A 19,640-nucleotide genomic window follows, 5' to 3' on the forward strand; every position below is an offset into this window, starting at 1 on the left:
TCAGGCGCCCGGGGCGTTGCGCAGCAGCGCGTCGATCAGCTTCACCGCGCCCTGCTTGTCCAGCGGGTTGTTGCGGTTGCCGCACTTGGGCGACTGCACGCAGGACGGGCAGCCGTGCTCGCACTCGCAGGAGGAGATCGCCTCACGGGTCGCGCGCAGCCACGCGACCGCGGTGTCGTAGCCGCGCTCCGCGAAGCCCGCGCCGCCGGGGTGCCCGTCGTAGACGAAGACCGTGGGCAGCTCGGTGTCGGCGTGCAGGGCGGTGGAGAGCCCGCCCACGTCCCACCGGTCGCACGACGCCACGAGCGGGAGCAGGCCGATGGCGGCGTGCTCGGCCGCGTGCAGGGAGCCGGGGACGTCCGGCTCCTCGATCCCGGCGCCGTTCAGCACCGGCCCGGGCACGGTGAACCACACCGACTTGGTGAACAGGTCCCGGGCGTCGAGCTCGAGAGGCTCCTCGCCGAGCACCTCGTTGGAGGTCACGGCCTTGCGCTGGAAGGAGACCACCTTCGTGGTGACCTGCACCTGGCCGAAGTGGACGGTCACCGGCCCCCACGTCTCCGAGCGCTCCTCCGCCACCACGGTGACCTGGGTGACGTCCCGGGCGGTCGTGTAGAAGTCCGGGTGCGCCCGGGTCACGGCCGCGTAGGAGTCCGCCTCGTTGAGCTCGTCGACGAGGTAGGTCCGCCCCTGGTGCACGTACACGGCCCCGGGGTGGGCCTGGTAGTGGGACTGCGGGGCGTCCATGGTGCCCAGCACCGCGCCCGTGTCGGTCTCGATGATCCGGATCGGCCCGCCCCCGTCCGAGCGCAGGGAGACCATCCCGGCCGCGGACTGCGGGTGCGTCCAGAACCACCCGCTCGGCCGGCGGCGCAGGTGCCCGTTGGCCACCAGGGAGGAGAGCACCTCCGCCGCCGTGGGGCCGAACGCGCCGACCTCCTCGGCCCGCAGCGGCTGCTCGGCCGCCGCCGCGCACAGGTGCGGGGCCAGCACGTAGGGGTTCGAGGGGTCGAAGACGGTGGCCTCGACGTCCACGTCGAAGACGGCCTCCGGGTGGTTCACCAGATAGGTGTCGAGGGGGTCGTCGCCGGCCACGAACGCCGCCAGCGCCTCCTGCCCGGCCCGGCCCGCCCGGCCGATCTGCTGGAAGAAGGAGGCCCGGGTTCCGGGCCAGCCCGCCACCACCACGGCGTCCAGGCCCGCCACGTCGATGCCGAGCTCCAGGGCGGAGGTGCTGGCCACGCCGAGCAGCCGCCCGTCCCGCAGGGCCGCCTCCAGGGCACGGCGCTCCTCGGGCAGGAAACCGGAGCGGTAGGCCGCCACCCGGTGGGCCAGCGAGGGATCGACCTCCTCGAGCTGGCGGTGCGCGATCTGGGCGATCGTCTCCGCGCCGCGCCGGGACTTGATGAAGGCGATCGTCCGGACCCGGTGCAGCACCAGGTCCGTGAGCATGTCGGCGGCCTCGGCCAGCGCGGTCCGGCGCACCGGGGCGTCGTTCTCGCCCACGCCGTCCGTCTGCTCGGGCTCCCAGAGCACCACGGTGACCGGCCCGTGCGGGGAGAAGTCCGTGGTCACCGGCGTCACCTCGGCCTCGGGCACGCCCACGAGCCGGGCGAAGGAGGCGTGCGGTTCGAACGAGGTGGCCGAGGCCCCGATGAAGACGGGGTCGGCGCCGTAGGCCCGGCAGATCCGGCGCAGCCGCCTCATGAGGTTGGCCACGTGCGAGCCGAAGACCCCGCGGTAGGAGTGCGCCTCGTCCACGACGACGTACCGGAGCCGGCGGAAGAACCGGGACCAGCGCGCGTGGTTGGGCAGCACACCGTAGTGCAGCATGTCGGGATTGCACAGCACCACGTCCGCGTGGTCCCGGACCCAGCGGCGCTCGGCCGGGTCGGTGTCGCCGTCGTAGGTGGCGGCGCGCAGGGTCGGCAGGCCCAGCGCCTCCAGCCCCTTGAGCTGGTCGGCCGCCAGGGCCTTGGTGGGCGAGAGGTACAGGGCCGTGGCCTCGTCCGGGTGGCGCACCATGCCGGGATGCGCGAGTGCGGCCAGCCGTCCCCGGTGCACGGCGTCGGCCACGGGCAGCTGGTAGGCCAGGGACTTGCCCGAGGCCGTGCCGGTGGCCACCACCACGTGCCGGGGGGCCAGTACGGCCTGGACCTGGTGCAGGTACGGCCGGTGCACGCCCAGCCGCTCGTAGGCCGCGACCACGTCCGGGTGCAGGTGCTCGGGCCACGGGGCCGTCACCGCGTCCCGGTCCGGCAGCTCCCGGACATGACGCACCTGCTCCGGCGCGTCGCCGCGGCCGAGCAGGGGGATCAGGGAGGCGTGGTCGGAGGACGGCACCGGTTCATTGTGCCACCGCGGTCACGGCGGCCCCACCCGTGGAAGGGCCGCCGGGACCGCGGGACGCGCCGGCCGGGGACAGGACGGGCGACCCGGCGCCGGACCCGTTCCGTCAGTCCTGTCCGGCCGCGCCGTGGACCCGCCGGTGCACGCGCGCCTCCCAGGGGGCCAGGACGGTGACGTCCGCCGGAGCGGCGCTGCCGCCCCGGTTGCCGAGCAGCACCTCGGTGCCGGCCCACGCGGCGGCGTCCGGGAGGTCGGCGCGCACGTCCTCGCCCGAGACGTTGGCCAGCACGAGCAGCTCGACGTCGCCCAGCCGCCGGGTGAAGGCGTAGGCCTGCTCGTGCTCCGGGACCAACATCGTGAAGTCGCCCAGGGCCACCGCCGGCTCGGTGCGGCGCAGCTCGATGAGCCGGCGGTAGTGGTGGAACACGGAGCCCGGATCCGCCCGGGCGGCGTCGGCGTTGACCACGTCGTGGTTCGGGTTGACCGGGATCCACGGGGTGCCGGTGGTGAACCCGGCGTGCTCCCCGGCGCTCCACTGCACCGGGGTGCGGGCGTTGTCCCGGCCCGTCCAGCGCAGGCCCTCCAGCACGGCGGCGCGGTCCGCCCCGGCGGCCACGGCGTGCCGGTAGTGGTTGACCGACTCGATGTCCCGGAAGTCCTCGATCGAGCCGAAGTCGGTGTTGGTCATGCCCAGCTCCTCGCCCTGGTAGACGTAGGGCGTGCCGCGGTGCAGGTGCAGCAGCGTGGCCAGGCACGTGGCGGAGGCCACCCGGTGCTCCGGGGAGTCGTCGCCGAAGCGGGAGACCACCCGGGGCTGGTCGTGGTTGTTCCAGTACAGGGAGTTCCAGCCCACCTCCTCCAGACCCTCCTGCCACCGGCCCAGGGAGGCCTTCAGATCGGTCAGGCGCAGCGGCTTCGGGTCGAACTTGCCGCCGGGGCCGTGGTCGAGGTTGACGTGCTCGAACTGGAAGACCATGTCCACCTCGGCCCGGGCCGGGTCGGTGAACAGCACCGCCTCCTCCACCGTGACGCCGGGCATCTCGCCCACGGTCAGCAGCTGGGCGTCCCGGCCGGCGAAGACCTCCCGGTGCATCTCCTGGAGGAACTCGTGGATGCGCGGCCCGTTGGTGTAGGACACCGAGCCGTCGCCGTAGGGGGTCCCCTCCACGGGCGGCCCGTCGTGCAGGTGCCCGTCGGCGGCGACGTCCTTGCTGATCATGTTGATCACGTCCATCCGGAAGCCGTCCACCCCGCGGTCCAGCCACCAGCGCATCATGGCGTGCACGGCCCGGCGCACCTCGGGGTTCTCCCAGTTGAGGTCCGGCTGCTTGGCCGAGAACAGGTGCAGGTAGTACTCGCCGGAGGCCTCGTCGAGCTCCCAGGCGGGCCCGGAGAAGATGCTCTGCCAGTTGGTCGGCTCCGCCCCGGGCGCCCCCGCCTCCATGCCGCGGCGGGGCGTGCGCCACCAGTACCAGTCCCGCTTGGGGGAGTCGGGGGAGGAGCGGGACTCCACGAACCAGGGGTGCTCGTCGGAGGTGTGGTTGACCACGAGGTCCATCACGAGCTTCATGCCGCGGGCGTGCACGGCCTCGAGCAGCTCGTCGAACTCCTCGAGCGTGCCGAAGGACGGGTCGATGTCCTGGTAGTCGCTGATGTCGTAGCCGTTGTCGTCCTGCGGGGAGCGGTAGATCGGCGACAGCCAGATCACGCCCACCCCCAGGGCCTCGAGGTGGTCCAGGTGGGCGAGGATCCCGCCCAGGTCACCGATCCCGTCGCCGTTCGAGTCGGCGAACGAGCGGGGGTAGATCTGGTACACCACGGTGTCGGTCCACCACGCGGGGGCCGGGGCAGTGGTGAGGTCGTGCTGCTGAGGACTGGTGGTCATTTGACGGCTCCTCGGGTCACGCCGGAGATGACCCACCGCTGGGCGAGGACGTACACCACGAGCAGTGGTGCCATCGCCATGAGGTAGGACGCGAACGCGACGGTGTAGTTGGTCTGGAACTGGGACTGGAAAACGTACTGCACGAGCGGCAGGGTCGCCTGCCCGGGGTCGGAGACGATGATGAGCGGGAGCAGGAAGTCGTTCCACGCCCACAGGCAGGTCAGGATCCCGACGGTGGCGTTCATGGGCGTGAGCAGGGGGAAGATCACCCGCCAGAAGACGCCCCACGTGCCGGCGCCGTCCATCCGGGCCGCCTCCTCGAGCTCGAGGGGGATGGAGCGGATGTAGGCGGTGAAGATGAAGATGTTGAAGGACAGGCCGTAGACGACGTACAGCAGGACCAGCCCGGCCGGGTTGTCCAGGCCCAGCTGCGCGGTCTGCTTGGCCACGGGGAGCATCAGGATGGGGAAGGGCACGAAGAGCGCGGAGACGAAGTAGAGGAACAGGCCCTTGAAGAGGCGCCGGTGCATGTTCCGGGCGATCGCGTAGGCCACCATCGAGTTCGTCAGCAGGGTCAGGGCCACGGCCGACACCGTGATGACCGCGCTGTTGAGCGCTGCCCGGGGGAAGTCCGTCAGCGTCCAGGCGTCGGCGAAGTTGGCCCACCGGACCTCGGTCGGGAGCGCGAAGCCGCTTCCGCCCAGCTGGTCGGGGGTCTTCAGGGCGGTGACCACCGTGAAGTACAGCGGCACGAGGACGGTCAGGGCCAGCACGACCAGCAGCGCGGTGAGCCACCAGTCGACCCGGGCGCCGGTGCGCCGTCGTCGGGCGGGGCGCGGGGCGGTCCCGGGGGCGGCGGTCCCGCTGGGCGGGGCGGCGACGTGGGTGGAGGACATCAGGCGGACACCTCTTCGCGGCGGAGGACTCGGAGCTGGACGACGGCGAAGACCACCAGCACCACCATGAACACCACGGCGTTGGCGATCTGGTAGCCGTACTCCCCGCCCTGGAAGCCGCCCTTGTAGATGAGCACGGAGACGGACTCCGTGGCGGTGCCCGGTCCGCCGCCGGTCATGGCGATGATGTGGTCGAAGACCTGGAGGAAGTTCTTCAGCGACAGCACCATGTTCAGCGTGAAGAACGCCGCGATCATGGGGAAGGTGATGGACCAGAACCGCTTCCACGGGCCCGCGCCGTCGATGGCGGCGGCCTCGTAGAGCTCGGCCGGCACGGTCTGCAGGCCGGCGAGGTAGATGATGATGTTGAACGCGACCGCCTGCCACACGGCCAGGACGACGATCCCGACCCACGCGAGCTCGGGGTCGGCCAGCAGGGACGTCGAGAGACGGTCGATTCCCAGGGCGGCGCCGATGCTCGGCAGCGAGTTGGTGAACAGGTAGTTGAAGACGTAGCCGATGACCAGCACCGCGAGCACGTTCGGCACGAAGTAGACCCCGCGCAGGGTGTTCTTGAACCTGATCCTCCCGTTGAGGCCCACGGCCAGAGCCAGGGCGAGGACGTTGACCAGGACCGTGGCCACGAGCGCGAACCGGAAGGTGAACCAGTAGGCGGCGCGCACCCTCTCGTCGCCGAACAGCGCGGCGTAGTTGGACAGCCCGACGAAGTCCCAGTCGCCGTAGCCGGGGGAATCGGTGAAGCTGTAGAAGACCCCCTGCAGCACCGGGGCGGTGTGGAAGAGCAGGAAGAGCGCCAGGGCGGGGAGCACCATCCAGTAGTAGGCACGCCCGGGTCCGGTACGGCGGTTGCGGGCGGTGGCGGGGCGGGTCGTGGCGCTCATCGGGACTCCACTGCTCCCAGGCCCCAGCTGCGCCGGGTGGCGACCTCGTCCCAGCTCTCGTCGAGGGACGTCAGGAACGCCTCCCGGTCCCCGTCGATGAGGTACTGCTGCAGCAGCGGACCCAGGGGGACGGCGGGGATGAACTGGTGGTCGAAGAATCCCACGATGCGCTCCTGGTCGATGTAGGGCTGGATCCCGGTCAGGGCGGGGTCGTCGTTGGACAGGCCCTCGAGGGTCGGCACGGCCGTCTGCTCTTCGGCGTAGTCCTGGACGACCTCGGGCTGCATGAGGAACTCGACGAAGCGCCGGACCTCCTCGGGGTGCTCGGTGTCCGCGCCGGCGGTGATCACCACGTCCACGCCGGAGACCAGGACGGTCTGCGCCGGGTCGTTCGTGGCGGGCAGGGCGAAGCTGCCGATGGTGAAGCCGGGCTCGAACGAGCGGATCTGGGGCACCGCGTAGTTGCCCAGCAGCAGCATCGCCGACTCGCCCCGGGCGAAGGCGGCGGTGCCGTCCTCGTAGCCGGTGGCCACCGGGTCCGGCTGGGTGTGCTCGAACAGCTCCGCGAGCTTCCCGGCGGCCTCCGGCCACGCCTCCTGGAAGGTCGTCTCGCCGGCGAAGCGCTGCTCCCAGAAGTCCTCGGGGGTGGTCTGGGGGACGATCGGTGCCAGCGGCGCCTGGCCGGTCCACGCGTCGGCGAGCGTCCCGTAGAAGGGGGTGACGCCGCGGTCCTCGAACGTCCGCGCCGCGGCGATCAGCTCGTCCCACGTCTGCGGCACGGCGACGCCGTGCTCGGCGAAGAGCTCCTCGTTGTAGAGCACGCCGCCGGCGTTGGCCGCGAAGGGAACGCCGTTCACCGCCCCTTCGGAGCCCGCACCGAGCTCCTGGACGATCTCGGCGTAGGCCGGGTTGACGTCCTCCAGCGCCGCGGAGCCCGCGAAGTCGGCGAACACGCCCGCCGAGGCCAGCTCGCCGAAGGTCCCGTTGGCGTTGAGGGTCAGCACGTCCGGCACGTCCTCCTTCACCAGACGGGTGCGCAGGGCGGTCTCCGGGTCGGGGACGTTGTCCACGACCACGCGCACGTCCGGGTTCTGCACCTCGAACTGCCGGGCGAGCTCCTCGAAATAGGCCACGGCCTCGCCCTTGAACTGGAAGAACGTGATGGTGGTGGGCTGCTGCGCCTCGCCCGCGGAGCAGCCCGTCAGCAGCAGTGCGCATGCGGCGAGGCCCGTCCGGCGGAGCAGCGACCGGCGGGCGGTCGCGGAGGCCCTCACCTCGCGCCCGCTGACGGCGGGGCGGCGGGCCGGGAGGACGGGCGGGACCTGGTGCGCATGCGGATCTCCTGCGGTGGCGACCCGCGGTGGTCGCCGACCGGGTCTTCCGAGAATATATTTACGACTTAGATTTATTGCTTGGACTATTATGCGGATCACATCCGACGAGCGTCAAGGGGGATCGAGTGAGCCGTGCCGGAACATCTCCGCAGCTGCTGCGGCGGACCAACCTGGGCGCGGTCCTGCAGGTCCTGCGCGACGCCGGCGTGGTCACCGTCACCGAGCTGATGGCCGCCACCGGCCTGGTCCGCACCACGGTGATCGCCGTGTGCGACGACCTGCTGGACCGAGGCTGGATCCAGGAGGTCGAGGGGTCCTCCGGGGCGCAGGTGGGCCGGCCCGCGCGGCGGTTCCGGTTCGACGACCGGGCGGGCTTCGTCGTCGGCGTGGACGTCGGCGAGGCCAGGACCACCGCCGTGGTGGCCGACCTCCGGGGCCGCGTCCTGGGCCGGGCGACCCGCGTCTTCGCCGACCCGGCCCCGGCGCGGCGCCTGGGCACCGTGGACGCCGCCGTCGACGGCGCGCTCGCGGACGCCGCCGTGGCCCCGGACGCGGTGCTGGCCGCCGCCGTGGGGATCGCCGCGCCGGTGGACCGCCGCGGCAGGATCTCCCACGGCCAGCCGTTCTGGGAGGCCTTCGACCTCGGCTTCGAGCGCCGGCTGCAGGAGCGCCGCGGCTGGCCCACCCTGCTGGCCAACGACGCCAACCTCGCCGCGATGGCCGAGCGCTGGTGCGGTGCCGCCGCCGGGGTGGACGACCTCGTGGTCATGCTGGCCGGGGAGCGGATCGGCACCGGGGTGATGGAGGCCGGCCGCCTGCTGCACGGCCGCTCCGGTGCGGCGGGCGAGCTCGGCGGACTGGCCCTGGTGCAGGGCGTCGGCAGCCCGGACGGCATCGCGGCGCTGTGCCGGGCCTGGGGCGCCGAGGCGCTGCTGCCGGGCGCGCCGGCCACCGCGCTGCGGAACCTGGCCGGGCCCGCCGGAACGGTGGAGGCCCGCGACGTCTTCCGCGCGGCGGCCGCCGGGGACGACGTGGCCCGGCGGATCCTCGACCGGCTGGCCGAGCGCCTCGCACGGGTCATCGGCCTGCTGGGCACGCTCCTCGACCCCGAGCTGGTGGTCATCGCCGGGGCCGTGGCCGAGTCCTCCGCGGTCCTGCTGGAGGGCATCGACCAGCAGCTGCCACGGTTCACCGCCACGCCTCCGCGGGTCGCCGTCTCCGTGCTCGGGGACGCGGTCGTCTCGGTGGGGGCGGTGCGCCTGGCCCTGGACCACGTGGAGCGCCACGCCCTGGACCTGGAGCTGGGGGCGGCGGCCGGCTGAGGCCCTGCGGGGGCACCGTGCCACGGTCGCCCGGGAGTCCCCGCGCGCCCGTGGCGTGTGCGCTGCGCCACGGGCGGCACCGCGCTGATAGCGTCGCTCCGGTACGCCCTTCCGCCGCCCCCGGCGCAGCAGCGGCGCCCCGCCCCGACCCGGACCGCCGTCCCGGTCGCCCACCGTCCTCGCGGCCGCCGCGAGCGGCCCCACCCTCCAGGAGGACCCCGTGACGTCGTTCCCGCTCGCCGCCGGCGGCTACACCGCACTCGTCGACACCCTCGGGGCCGCGCTGTGCGCGCTCGAGCACGACGGCAGGGGCCTGGTGGTGGCCCGGGAGCCGGGCACCACGACCGAGGACTTCCGGGGCGTCGTGTGCGCCCCGTGGCCGAACCGCCTGGCCGACGGCCGGTACCGCTTCGCCGACCGCCGGCTCGAGGTCCCCGTCACGGAGCCCGAGCGCAGGACGGCCCTGCACGGGCTGGTCTTCGACCGCGAGTGGGAGGTGGTCTCCAGCAGCTCGACGGACGTGGTGCTCGCCCTCCGACTGGGCGCGGACCCCGGGTACCCCTTCGCCGTGCGGGTGGAGGTGCGCTACACGCTCGGTGAGGACGGCCTGCGGGTGGGGATCCGGGCCCGGAACGAGGGGGAGGCCGACGCGCCCTTCGGGTGCTGCTCGCACCCCTACGTCGTGGCCGGTGCCGGGGACGTGGACGACTGGGTCCTCGAGCTCGACGCGTCGAGCATGCTGCAGGTCTCCCCCGACCGGCTGCTGCCGACCGGTCTGGAGGACACGGCGGGAGGCGCCTTCGACTTCCGGGCGGGGCGTCCGCTGCGGGGGGCCTTCGTCGACAACGCGTTCACCGGCGTGGTCCCGCACGACGGGCGGTGCACGGTCCGCCTCACCGCCCCGGACGGTCACGGCGCGCTGCTCGGCTGGGACCCCCGCGCCGCCTGGGTGCAGATCCACACCGGCGACCACCTCGTGGGGGCGCCGCGCAGCGGGCTGGCGGTCGAGCCGATGGACTGCCCGCCCGACGCCTTCAACTCGGGCCAGGACCTCGTGGTGCTCGCCCCGGGGGCCGAGCACGCGCTGGACTGGGAGCTCCGCGCGTTCTGAGGACGACCGGGCCGTGCGGGCGCGCCGGTCCGTCCGCCGTGCCTCGACGGCCGGACCCTGCTGCGCCCGGCACAGCCGCTCGATGTCCCCTGCGCCGGCACGGTCGGAGCCCTCGGCCCCCGGTGCCCGCGCACGCCTCGACGGGGCCGGGGACCTGCGGGTGTTCTGGTCGGTGATCCTGCCCCTGTCCCGCTCGATCCTCACCGCGGTCGCGATCTTCGTCTTCATCAGCGCGTGGAACAACTTCCTCTGGCCGTTCATCGTCACCAACTCGCCGGAGCTCATGACGATCCCCGTCGGGCTCGGTACGGTGAAGAATGCCTACGGGGTGCAGTACGCCCAGGAGCTCGCGAGTGCCGTGATCGGCGCACTGCCGCTGCTGATCGTGTTCATGCTCTTCCAGCGCCACATCATCCGCGGCTTCGCGACCTCCGGCATGGGGGGACAGTAGGGCCGTGCACACCTCCCCAACGACCACCCACCGTCAGGAAGGGCCCGACGTGCCCCAGCAGCAGACACCCCCGGTTCCCGCCGTCCCGACCACGCGGGGGCAGCACACGGCCATCGCGCACCGGGTGCATCACCTGGCCGACGGGCGGGAGGCGGTGTTCTTCGCCGACCGCGGCACGGAGCCGGTCGAGCAGGTGACCGACCGTCGTCCGCTGGGGGAGCGGGCCGGGCACGGCGAGGTGCGCTTCGACCGGCTGACCGGGGAGTGGGTGGCGGTGGCCGCCCACCGGCAGACCCGCACTTACCTGCCCCCGGCCGACCAGTGCCCGCTGTGCCCGTCCGTGGGCGGGCGGGAGTCGGAGATCCCGGCGGAGGACTTCGACGTCGTCGTCTTCGAGAACCGCTTCCCGTCCCTGGGTCCGGAGCTGGGGGCGCTGCCGGAGCCGGCCGGGGCGGAGGAGCGGACGCTGTGGGGGGTCCCGTCCCCGGCCTACGGCCGGTGCGAGGTCGTGGTGTTCACCCCCGAGCACCGGGGCTCCTTCGCGGACCTGGCCCCCGAGCGGGCGCGCACGGTGGTGGAGGCGTGGGCCCAGCGCACCGAGGCGCTCTCGGGAACGGCCGGGATCCGGCACGTGTTCCCCTTCGAGAACCGCGGCGAGCAGATCGGGGTGACCCTGCACCACCCGCACGGGCAGATCTACGCCTATCCGTATCCGGCCCCGCACGCCGCCCGCCTGGCCGCCCGCTCGCGGGCGCACCTGCAGGAGACCGGGCGGGCGCTGATGGGCGAGGTGCTCGCCGATGAGACCGCGGCGGGGGAGCGGATGGTGCTGGCCGGGGAGCACTTCTCCGCCTACGTGCCCTACGCCGCGCGCTGGCCGTTGGAGGTCCACCTGCTCCCGCACCGGCAGGTCCCGGACCTGGCGGCGCTGACCGGTCCCGAGCGCGACGAGCTGGCGGTGCTCTACCAGGACCTGGTGCAGCGGGTGGACCGGCTCTACACCACCCCCACCCCCTACATCGCGGCCTGGCACCAGACCCCGGTGAACGCCGCGGACCGGGAGGCCGGATGGCTGCACCTGCAGCTGACCAGCCCGCGGCGGGCGGAGGACAAGCTGAAGTTCCTGGCCGGTTCGGAGGCGGCGATGGGCGCGTTCATCAACGACGTCACCGCCGAGCAGACCGCCGCACGCCTGAGGGAGGCCGCACGATGACCGCACCGCGCACCCACCAGCAGACCGCCCGGCCGGGAGCCGGCCGGCACACCGGGGGCCGGGGCGCCGCCCGGGCCGGCGAGCTCGCGGACCGCTTCGCCGAGGTGTACGGCCACGCCCCGGACGGGGTGTGGCGAGCCCCCGGGCGGGTGAACCTGATCGGGGAGCACACCGACTACAACGACGGGTTCGTGCTGCCCTTCGCCATCGACCGCTCCGCGATGGTGGCGGTGCGGCTGCGCCGGGCCTCGGAACCGGACCCCGGCACGGTGGAGCTGGCCTCCACCTACGCCCCCGACGGGCAGCGCCTGTCCCGGGTCCGCTTCCGCATCCCCGACCTTGCCCCGGGGGCGGTCGGCGACTGGGGGGCCTACCCGGCCGGGGTCGTGCACGTGCTGGCGGGGCTGGAGGGGGTGCAGGTGCCCGGCTTCGAGCTGCTGCTGGACTCCACCGTGCCGGTGGGCGCGGGACTGTCCTCCTCCCACGCCGTGGAGGTCGCCACGATCGTGGCCCTGAACGACCTGCTGGAGCTGGGCCTGGACCGGCCGGGCATGGCCCGGCTGACCCAGCGGGCGGAGAACGAGTTCGTCGGCGCCCCGACCGGGATCATGGACCAGTCCGCCTCGCTGATGGGCCGCGCCGGGGCCGCCCTGTTCCTGGACTGCCGGAGCCTGGCCGCCGAGACCGTCCCGCTGCCGCTGGCCGAGCACGGGCTGGCGGTGCTGGTGATCGACACCAGGGTCGCCCACTCCCACGCCGACGGCGGCTACGGCGCCCGGCGGGCCTCCTGCGAGGCCGGGGCCGCCGCCCTCGGGGCCGCCTCCCTGCGCGAGGTCCCCGCCGACGCCGACCTGAGCGCCCTCGACGCGGTGACCGCCCGGCGGGTGCGCCACGTGCTGACCGAGAACGCCCGGGTGCTGGCCACCGTCGAGCGGCTGCGCACCGGGGACGTGGCCGGCATCGGCGAGCTGCTGATCGCCTCCCACACCTCGCTGCGCGAGGACTACGAGGTCTCCTGCCCCGAGCTGGACCTCGCCGTGGAGGCGGCCCTGGCCGCCGGGGCGATCGGGGCGCGGATGACCGGCGGTGGCTTCGGCGGCTCGGCGATCGCCCTCGTGGCCGCCGGGGAGGCCGAGCGGACCGCCGCCGCGGTGACCCAGGCCTTCGCCCGGGCCGGCCACCGGGCCCCCGGCACGTTCGTGGTCGCCCCCGGGGAGGGCGCGGGCCGGGTCCGCTGAGCCCGCCGCCCGCCCGGGCGGACACCGCACCGGGGCGGGCGGCCGGTCCCGGCGAGGGGCCCGAGCCGTGGGGAGGACCCGTTCGCGCCCAGCGGGCGGGCCCGCGCACGCGGCGACGACGGTGTGGTCACGAACATGACACGCGTCACCCCGGCCGGGACCGCGTGCCAGAATGACCGCATGAGCAACCCCATGGACATCTCCGGGCACAACCCCGCGAAGGAGGACCGGACGCACCGGCCCCCGGTCACGGAGCTGTCCCAGGAGCAGTGCTGGGAGCACCTCTGCAGCGCCCGCTTCGGGCGGATCGCCACGACGGACGGCGACGAGATCGAGATCACCCCCGTCAACCTCGTGGCCGACGACGGGAAGATCTACTTCCGCACCGCCCAGGGCACCAAGCTGCTGCACCTGGTGCTCAACGAGCACGTCGCGGTGCAGGTCGACCACGCCCAGGGCGGGGAGGCGTGGTCGGTGATGGTGCGCGGCACGGCCCGCCGGCTGACCGACCCCGAGGAGACCGCCCGGGTGGACGAGCTCCCGCTGCGGCCGTGGGTGGAGACCACCAAGCCCGAGTACGTGGAGGTGGCCCCCACGAAGGTCACCGGCCGCGTGTTCCGCCTGGGGCACTGAACCGGGGGGGCACGGACCCGGGACGCTGAACCGGGGGCACTGACCCGGGCGGCGCGGGGGGCGCCGCGGCACTTGTAGCCTGGTGCGGTGGCACAGCACCGGATCCTCTCCCACTACGTCTTCGCCCCGCTGCCCGACCCCGCGGCCGTGATGCTCTGGCAGCGCACCCTGTGCGAGGCCCTGGGGCTGCGCGGGCGGATCCTGGTCTCCCCGCACGGGCTCAACGGCACCGTCGGCGGTGAGGTCGGGGCGCTCAAGCGGTACGCGCGGGACACCCGCACCCACCCGGCGCTGCAGGACGTGGCACTCAGCTGGTCGGACGGCTCGGCCGAGGACTTCCCCCGGCTGTCGGTCAGGGTCCGTGACGAGCTCGTCTCCTTCGGCGCCCCGGACGAGCTCGAGGTGGACGAGCACGGCGTGGTCGGCGGCGGGACGCGGCTGAGCCCGGACGGGGTCGACCGCCTGGTGGCACGGCGCGGCGAGGACGTCGTGTTCTTCGACGGGCGCAACGCCCACGAGGCGCGGATCGGGCGCTTCCGCGGAGCCGTGGTGCCGGACGTCGCGCACACCCGCGACTTCTTGGCCGCCCTCGACTCCGGGGCCTACGACCACCTCAAGGACCGGCCCGTGGTGACCTACTGCACCGGCGGCATCCGCTGCGAGGTGCTCTCCGCGCTGATGCGCCGCCGCGGCTTCGACGAGGTCTACCAGCTCGACGGCGGCATCGCGGCGTACGGCCGCGAGCGCGGGGACCGGGGCCTGTGGGAGGGGTCCCTGTACGTCTTCGACCGGCGGATGCACGTGCAGTTCACCCCGGAGGCCGTGACGATCGGGCGCTGCGACCGGTGCGGCGCGCCCGCCAACCGCTTCGTCAACTGCGCGGACGGCTCCTGCCGCGCCCTCTTCCTGGCCTGCCCGGCCTGCCGCGGGGAGCGCCCTGCGGCGACCTGCCCGGCGGGGTGCGGCAGCACGCCCGGCGGCGCTCCGCCCCCCGCCCTGCTCCCGCACGGCGCGACCACGCCCGGACAGGAGCACTGACATGGTCCCGGACAGCCCCGACGTCGCCCCCGTCTTCTCCCGGGTGCCCGGCACCCCCGTCTCCGACGACCCGCGCCGGCTGGCCGCCCTGCACGGCGCCCTGCGCGGCAGCGGCTTCACCCACGACCGCGTGGCCGGGCTGCTGGGCGCGGCCGCGATGGACGCGCTCGCCCGCGACCAGGCCGTGCCCGCCCTGCGGGTGCTCGAGCCGGTGCTCGGCACGCCCGGGCACCCGGACCGCGGGACGGCGGGACTGGTCGTCCTGTTCCTGCTGGGCCGCGCCGTCCCGGCCGAGGTGCTCGCCGCCTCGGCCGTCGCCCCCGAGGACCTGGTCGGACTGGGCCTCGCGGAGCAGATCCCCGGCGGGCTGCGCTCCACGGTGGACCTGCGGCCCCACGCCGCCGACGACGGGACCGAGCTCTACGTGGCGAGCGACCTGGGCGAGTCCCAGCGCCCCGGCGTGCTGCGCCGCGACCACGTGCTGGGCATCGGGCAGGCGTCGCTGACCCTGGCGCAGACCACCGACCGCCGGCCGGTGGGGCGGGCGCTGGACGTGGGCACCGGCTGCGGCATCCAGACCTTCCACCTGCTCGCCCACGCCCGGCACGTGACCGCCACCGACCTCTCCGACCGGGCCCTGGGCTTCACGCGGTTCAACCTGCTGCTCAACGCCGAGGCCCTCGCCCTCGACCCGCACCGGCTGGAGGACCGGGTGAGCCTCCGCGCGGGCTCCCTGCTCGAGCCCGTGGCCGGGGAGCGGTTCGACCTGGTGGTCTCCAACCCGCCGTTCGTCATCACCCCCCGCGCCCCGGGGGAGACCCCGGCGGACCGCTTCACCTACCGCGACGGCGGCCTGGCCGGGGACCGGATCGTGGCCGACCTCGTGCGGGCGCTGCCCGGGGTCATGGCCCCGGGTGCCACCGCGCACCTGCTCGGCAACTGGGAGGTCCTCGCCGCCGAGGACGCCGCCGGGGAGCCCGTGCCCGTCGCCGAGCGGTGGATGCACCGGCCGCAGCGCTGGGTGCCCGAGGGGATCGACACGTGGTGGATCCAGCGGGAGCTGGCCGGTCCGGAGGAGTACGCCGAGACGTGGCTGCGCGACGCCGCCGAGTCCCGGGACCCGGAGCACTACGAACGGGCCTACCGGGCCTACCTCGAGGACTTCGCCGCCCGCGGGGTCGAGGCCGTGGGCTTCGGGATGATCCGGCTGCGCCGACCGCACGCGCCGCGCCCGCACGGCGGGGCGCTGCGCCGCTTCGAGCACGTCCCGCACCCGGTGCAGCAGCCGCTCGCCCCGGCGCTGGCGGCCGCGTGGGCGCGCGCCGACTGGCTCGCGGAGCACCCGCAGGACTGGCCGGACGCCCACCTGGTCGCGGCCGAGGACGTCACGGAGGAGCGCCACCAGCGCCCCGGCGCCGAGCACCCGGGGGTGATCCTGCTCCGGCAGGGGGCGGGGCTGCGCCGGACCACGGTGCTCACCAGCGAGGCCGCGGGCTTCGCCGGCGCCTGCGACGGCGAGCTGAGCGCCCGGCAGATCCTCGCCGCGCTCGCCGCGCTGCTGGAGTGGGCCGGGAACGAGCGGGAGCGGCTCACGGAGGAGGTCCGGCACCTCGTGCTCGACGGCTTCCTCGTGCCGCTCGAGCAGCCACCGGCCTGACCTCGGGTCCGGACGGATGTGGGCGGATGAGCACGGGACGCCGGGGCGTCGCGGGTGGAAGGATGAGTGCATGAGCATCGGAGACAACCTCAACCCCATCAAGACCCTGGACAAGGACACCGTCTGGCAGCTGCTGGCCGAGCACCCGTTCGGCCGCCTGGCCGTGGAGGCCGCCGGGCTCGTGGACATCTTCCCGGTGAACTACGTGGCGCACCAGCACAAGCTGTACTTCCGCACGGCCCAGGGCTCCAAGCTCTCCAGCCTGATCGTCAACGACCAGGTGGCCTTCGAGATCGACGAGGTCACGGACGACGACGTGGTGCGCTCCGTCGTGGTGCACGGCCGGGCCCGCCGGCTGGAGACCCGCGCGGAGATCGAGGCCGCCGAGGAGCTGCCGCTGAAGCCGTGGGCGCCCACGCTGAAGTACAACTTCGTGGTCATCGACGTGGAGACCGCCACCGGACGCGAGTTCACGATCGCCGAGGAGCCGGAGCACTACCCCTCCTGAGCCGGCGGCCCGGCCACGGGCCCGACCGCGCCGGCTGCCGCCGGCGTCCCCCGTGTCCTCCGCGGCGCGAGGGACGCCGCCGGCGACACGTTATGGTGGAGCGCAAGGCGGGCCGGACGACGCCCGCCCGCCCGTCCGACCCGACGTCCAGCAGCGCCGCGTCCCGCGGCCTGCGCGGACCGCAGCAAGGAGTACCGTGCCAACGAAGGCCACCCAGAGCCCGGGAACGGGCAAGAGCCTGCTCATCGTGGAGTCCCCCTCCAAGGTCAAGACCATCGCCGGGTACCTCGGCGACGCCTACGAGGTGGAGTCCTCCATGGGGCACATCCGTGACCTCCCGCAGCCCTCGGAGCTGCCGGCGGAGCTCAAGAAGGGGCCCTACGGCAAGTTCGCGGTGGACGTGGAGCACGGCTTCGAGCCGTACTACGTGGTGAACCCGGACAAGAAGAAGAAGGTCACCGAGCTCAAGCGCAAGCTCAAGGAGGCCGACGCCCTCTACCTCGCCACCGACGGCGACCGCGAGGGCGAGGCCATCGCCTGGCACCTGCTGGAGGTGCTCAAGCCCAAGGTCCCCGTCTACCGGCTGACCTTCCCCGAGATCACCCGCGAGGCCATCGAGCGCGCCTTCGGGGAGCTGCGCGAGCTGGACCAGGACCTGGTCGACGCGCAGGAGACCCGGCGGATCCTGGACCGGCTCTACGGCTACGAGATCTCCCCGGTGCTGTGGCGCAAGATCGCCTCCGGCCTGTCCGCGGGCCGCGTCCAGTCCGTGGCCACGCGTCTGGTCGTGGAGCGCGAGCGCCAGCGCATGGCCTTCGTGCCCGCCGACTACTGGGACCTCAGCGGGACCTTCGCCCGCACCGACGGCGAGGACGCCGGCACGGCCTTCAGCGCGCGGCTGTCCTCCGTGGACGGCAAGCGCGTGGCCGGGGGCCGGGACTTCGGCGACGACGGCGCGCTCAAGAGCGCGGCCGGGAAGCTCGTGCACCTGGACGAGACGGCGGCCCGGGACCTCGCCGCCGGGCTCGAGGACGCCGCGTTCGCGGTCCGGTCGCTGGAGACCAAGCCCTACACCCGCCGCCCGGCCGCGCCGTTCACCACGTCCACGCTGCAGCAGGAGGCCGCCCGCAAGCTGCGGTTCACCTCGCGCACCACGATGCAGGTGGCGCAGAAGCTCTACGAGAACGGCTACATCACCTACATGCGCACCGACTCCGTGGCGCTGTCAGACCAGGCGGTCTCGGCCGCCCGGCGGCAGGCCGCGGAGCTCTACGGCTCCGACGCCGTGCCGGGCTCCCCGCGCGTCTACAGCTCGAAGTCGAAGAACGCCCAGGAGGCGCACGAGGCCGTGCGCCCCGCCGGGGACTCCTTCCGGACGCCCAACCAGGTCCGCGGGGAGCTCTCCGCGGACGCCTACCGGCTCTACGAGCTGATCTGGAAGCGCACCGTCGCCTCGCAGATGGCCGACGCCAAGGGCTCCACGGCCACCGTGCGGCTCGGGGCGACCTCGTCCTCCGGGCGGGACGCCGAGTTCTCGGCGTCCGGCACCGTCATCACGTTCCGCGGCTTCCTCGCCGCCTACGAGGAGGGCCGCGACGAGGAGCCGGCCGAGGGCAAGGACGGGGACAAGCGGCTGCCGCGCATGGCGGAGGGCGACCGGCTCGAGGCGACCGACGTCGCCGCGGACGGCCACCGCACCTCCCCGCCCCCGCGCTACACGGAGGCGTCCCTGGTCAAGGTCCTCGACGAGCTGGGCATCGGGCGGCCGTCGACCTACGCGGCCGTGATCTCCACGATCATGGACCGCGGCTACGTCCGGGTCCGGGGCTCGGCGCTCATCCCGTCGTGGACGGCGTTCTCCGTGGTGCGCCTGCTCGAGGAGCACTTCTCGGACTACGTGGACTACGACTTCACGGCGGAGATGGAGGAGGGCCTGGACCGCATCGCCCGCGGGGAGGAGGACAGCACCGACTGGCTGCAGGACTTCTACTTCGGCTCCCAGGAGCACGAGAACGGGCTCAAGCCCATCGTCGACGACCTCGGCGAGATCGACGCCCGCGCGGTGAACTCGATCCCCGTCACCGACACCATCACCCTGCGCGTGGGCAAGTTCGGCCCCTACCTCGAGGTCGCGGGCGCGGTGGATCCCGGAACGGGCGAGATCACGGAGCCGATCCGCGCGAACGTGCCGGAGGACCTGGCCCCGGACGAGCTGACGCCCGAGAAGGCCCGCGAGCTCATCGAGACCGGCAAGGCCGACGGCCGGGAGCTCGGCCGGGACCCGGGCACCGGGCGGGCCATCATCGCGAAGGACGGCCGCTACGGCCCCTACGTCACCGAGGTGATCCCCGAGCCCACCGCCGAGGAGCTCGCGGCCCAGCCGGTCGAGTACTACAAGAACGGCAAGCCGAAGCCCCCGAAGAAGCCGGTCAAGGAGAAGCCGCGCACGGGGTCGCTGCTGTCCTCGATGACCCTGCAGGACGTGACCCTCGAGGACGCGCTGAAGATCCTGTCCCTGCCGCGGACCCTGGGCACCGACGCCGAGGGCAACGAGATCACCGTGCAGAACGGCCGCTTCGGCCCCTACCTCAAGAAGGGCTCCGACTCCCGCTCCCTGCAGTCCGAGGAGCAGCTGTTCACGATCACCCTCGAGGAGGCGCTGCAGATCTACGCCCAGCCCAAGCAGCGCGGGCGGGGCACCGCCAAGCCGCCGCTCGCGGACCTGGGCACCGATCAGATCACGGAGCGGCCCATGGTGATCAAGGACGGGCGCTTCGGGCCCTACATCACCGACGGGGAGACGAACGTGACGGTCCCCCGCGGGGAGACCGTGGAGCAGATCACCCCGGCGCGCGCCAGCCAGCTTCTCGCCGAGAAGCGCGCCCAGGGCCCGGCGCCCAAGCGCGCCGCGCGCTCCACCGCCAAGGCCCCGGCCAAGTCCACGGCCGGCAAGTCGGCAGCGGGGAAGTCCGCAGCCGGGAAGTCCCCGGCCGCGAAGAGCGGCACGCGGAAGAGCACGGCCGGGAAGCCGGCGACGGGCCGCCCCGCCCGCGCCGGGACCAAGGGCTGAGCCGCCCCGCGCCGCGGGACGGACACGGAACTC

General features: G+C 73.7%; 14 protein-coding genes and 1 pseudogene. 10 read left to right on the forward strand and 5 right to left on the reverse strand.

Annotated features, from left to right (window positions below):
* From PU704_RS06340 to PU704_RS06360, 5 genes are all read right to left on the reverse strand, one after another.
* Positions 1 to 2,343, reverse strand: a complete 2,343-nt coding sequence (locus tag PU704_RS06340) for a DEAD/DEAH box helicase (RefSeq protein WP_277550697.1) — start codon at positions 2,341 to 2,343, stop codon at positions 1 to 3.
* A gap of 112 nt (positions 2,344 to 2,455) precedes the next feature.
* Positions 2,456 to 4,234, reverse strand: a complete 1,779-nt coding sequence (locus PU704_RS06345; protein ID WP_277550698.1) for a glycoside hydrolase family 13 protein — start codon at positions 4,232 to 4,234, stop codon at positions 2,456 to 2,458.
* Positions 4,231 to 5,130, reverse strand: a complete 900-nt coding sequence (locus PU704_RS06350) for a carbohydrate ABC transporter permease (RefSeq protein WP_277550700.1) — start codon at positions 5,128 to 5,130, stop codon at positions 4,231 to 4,233. The genes PU704_RS06345 and PU704_RS06350 overlap by 4 nt, the downstream gene beginning before the upstream one ends.
* Positions 5,130 to 6,032 (reverse strand): carbohydrate ABC transporter permease, encoded by a 903-nt coding sequence (locus PU704_RS06355; RefSeq protein ID WP_277550701.1) that lies wholly within the window; start codon positions 6,030 to 6,032, stop codon positions 5,130 to 5,132. Before PU704_RS06355 ends, PU704_RS06350 begins: the two co-directional genes overlap by 1 nt.
* On the reverse strand, positions 6,029 to 7,306 hold the full coding sequence (locus tag PU704_RS06360; RefSeq protein WP_277550702.1) for an ABC transporter substrate-binding protein: 1,278 nt from the start codon (positions 7,304 to 7,306) through the stop codon (positions 6,029 to 6,031). Before PU704_RS06360 ends, PU704_RS06355 begins: the two co-directional genes overlap by 4 nt.
* 185 nt (positions 7,307 to 7,491) lie before the next feature.
* Here PU704_RS06360 and PU704_RS06365 point away from each other — a divergent pair, with 185 nt between their 5' ends.
* The 10 genes and pseudogenes from PU704_RS06365 to topA all read left to right on the forward strand — a co-directional run bounded on the left by PU704_RS06365 (position 7,492) and on the right by topA (position 19,607).
* Positions 7,492 to 8,688, forward strand: coding sequence for an ROK family transcriptional regulator (locus tag PU704_RS06365; RefSeq protein WP_277550703.1), 1,197 nt, complete (start codon positions 7,492 to 7,494; stop codon positions 8,686 to 8,688).
* A gap of 220 nt (positions 8,689 to 8,908) precedes the next feature.
* Entirely contained in the window at positions 8,909 to 9,799 is an 891-nt protein-coding gene (locus PU704_RS06370) for an aldose 1-epimerase family protein (protein ID WP_277550704.1), read from the forward strand.
* Between the two features lie 130 nt (positions 9,800 to 9,929).
* Positions 9,930 to 10,250, forward strand: a pseudogene (locus PU704_RS06375) (carbohydrate ABC transporter permease); the annotation flags it as partial.
* A gap of 112 nt (positions 10,251 to 10,362) precedes the next feature.
* Positions 10,363 to 11,463 (forward strand): galactose-1-phosphate uridylyltransferase, encoded by a 1,101-nt coding sequence (gene galT / locus PU704_RS06380; RefSeq protein WP_380113007.1) that lies wholly within the window; start codon positions 10,363 to 10,365, stop codon positions 11,461 to 11,463.
* Positions 11,460 to 12,701: a galactokinase gene (gene galK / locus PU704_RS06385; protein ID WP_277550705.1), complete on the forward strand. Its 1,242-nt coding sequence runs from the start codon at positions 11,460 to 11,462 to the stop codon at positions 12,699 to 12,701. The genes galT and galK overlap by 4 nt, the downstream gene beginning before the upstream one ends.
* A 180-nt stretch (positions 12,702 to 12,881) precedes the next feature.
* Positions 12,882 to 13,334 carry a pyridoxamine 5'-phosphate oxidase family protein gene (locus PU704_RS06390; RefSeq protein ID WP_238986104.1) on the forward strand — a complete coding sequence of 151 codons (453 nt, stop codon included), beginning with the start codon at positions 12,882 to 12,884 and terminating at the stop codon, positions 13,332 to 13,334.
* Between the two features lie 87 nt (positions 13,335 to 13,421).
* The gene (gene trhO / locus PU704_RS06395; protein ID WP_277550706.1) at positions 13,422 to 14,372 is read left to right on the forward strand and encodes an oxygen-dependent tRNA uridine(34) hydroxylase TrhO; all 951 of its coding nucleotides are present in this window, start codon (positions 13,422 to 13,424) and stop codon (positions 14,370 to 14,372) included.
* Position 14,373: 1 nt separating this feature from the next.
* Complete coding sequence (locus PU704_RS06400) at positions 14,374 to 16,029, forward strand: DUF7059 domain-containing protein (protein ID WP_277550707.1); 1,656 nt, start codon at positions 14,374 to 14,376, stop codon at positions 16,027 to 16,029.
* A 70-nt stretch (positions 16,030 to 16,099) separates the two neighbouring features.
* The gene (locus tag PU704_RS06405; protein ID WP_277550708.1) at positions 16,100 to 16,537 is read left to right on the forward strand and encodes a pyridoxamine 5'-phosphate oxidase family protein; all 438 of its coding nucleotides are present in this window, start codon (positions 16,100 to 16,102) and stop codon (positions 16,535 to 16,537) included.
* A gap of 196 nt (positions 16,538 to 16,733) precedes the next feature.
* The gene (gene topA, locus PU704_RS06410) at positions 16,734 to 19,607 is read left to right on the forward strand and encodes a type I DNA topoisomerase (RefSeq protein WP_277550709.1); all 2,874 of its coding nucleotides are present in this window, start codon (positions 16,734 to 16,736) and stop codon (positions 19,605 to 19,607) included.
* The last annotated feature ends 33 nt before the right edge of the window (positions 19,608 to 19,640 follow it).

Source organism: Kocuria oceani (genome assembly GCF_029524215.1).
GTDB lineage: Bacteria > Actinomycetota > Actinomycetes > Actinomycetales > Micrococcaceae > Kocuria > Kocuria oceani.

Coding starts and splice junctions, on each gene's coding strand:
- PU704_RS06400 (WP_277550707.1), top strand. CDS start 14,374: ATGGTCCCGGACAGCCCCGACGTCGCCCCCGTCTTCTCCCGGGTGCCC.
- PU704_RS06345 (WP_277550698.1), bottom strand. CDS start 4,234: ATGACCACCAGTCCTCAGCAGCACGACCTCACCACTGCCCCGGCCCCC.
- PU704_RS06350 (WP_277550700.1), bottom strand. CDS start 5,130: ATGTCCTCCACCCACGTCGCCGCCCCGCCCAGCGGGACCGCCGCCCCC.
- PU704_RS06405 (WP_277550708.1), top strand. CDS start 16,100: ATGAGCATCGGAGACAACCTCAACCCCATCAAGACCCTGGACAAGGAC.
- galK (WP_277550705.1), top strand. CDS start 11,460: ATGACCGCACCGCGCACCCACCAGCAGACCGCCCGGCCGGGAGCCGGC.
- PU704_RS06355 (WP_277550701.1), bottom strand. CDS start 6,032: ATGAGCGCCACGACCCGCCCCGCCACCGCCCGCAACCGCCGTACCGGA.
- PU704_RS06390 (WP_238986104.1), top strand. CDS start 12,882: ATGAGCAACCCCATGGACATCTCCGGGCACAACCCCGCGAAGGAGGAC.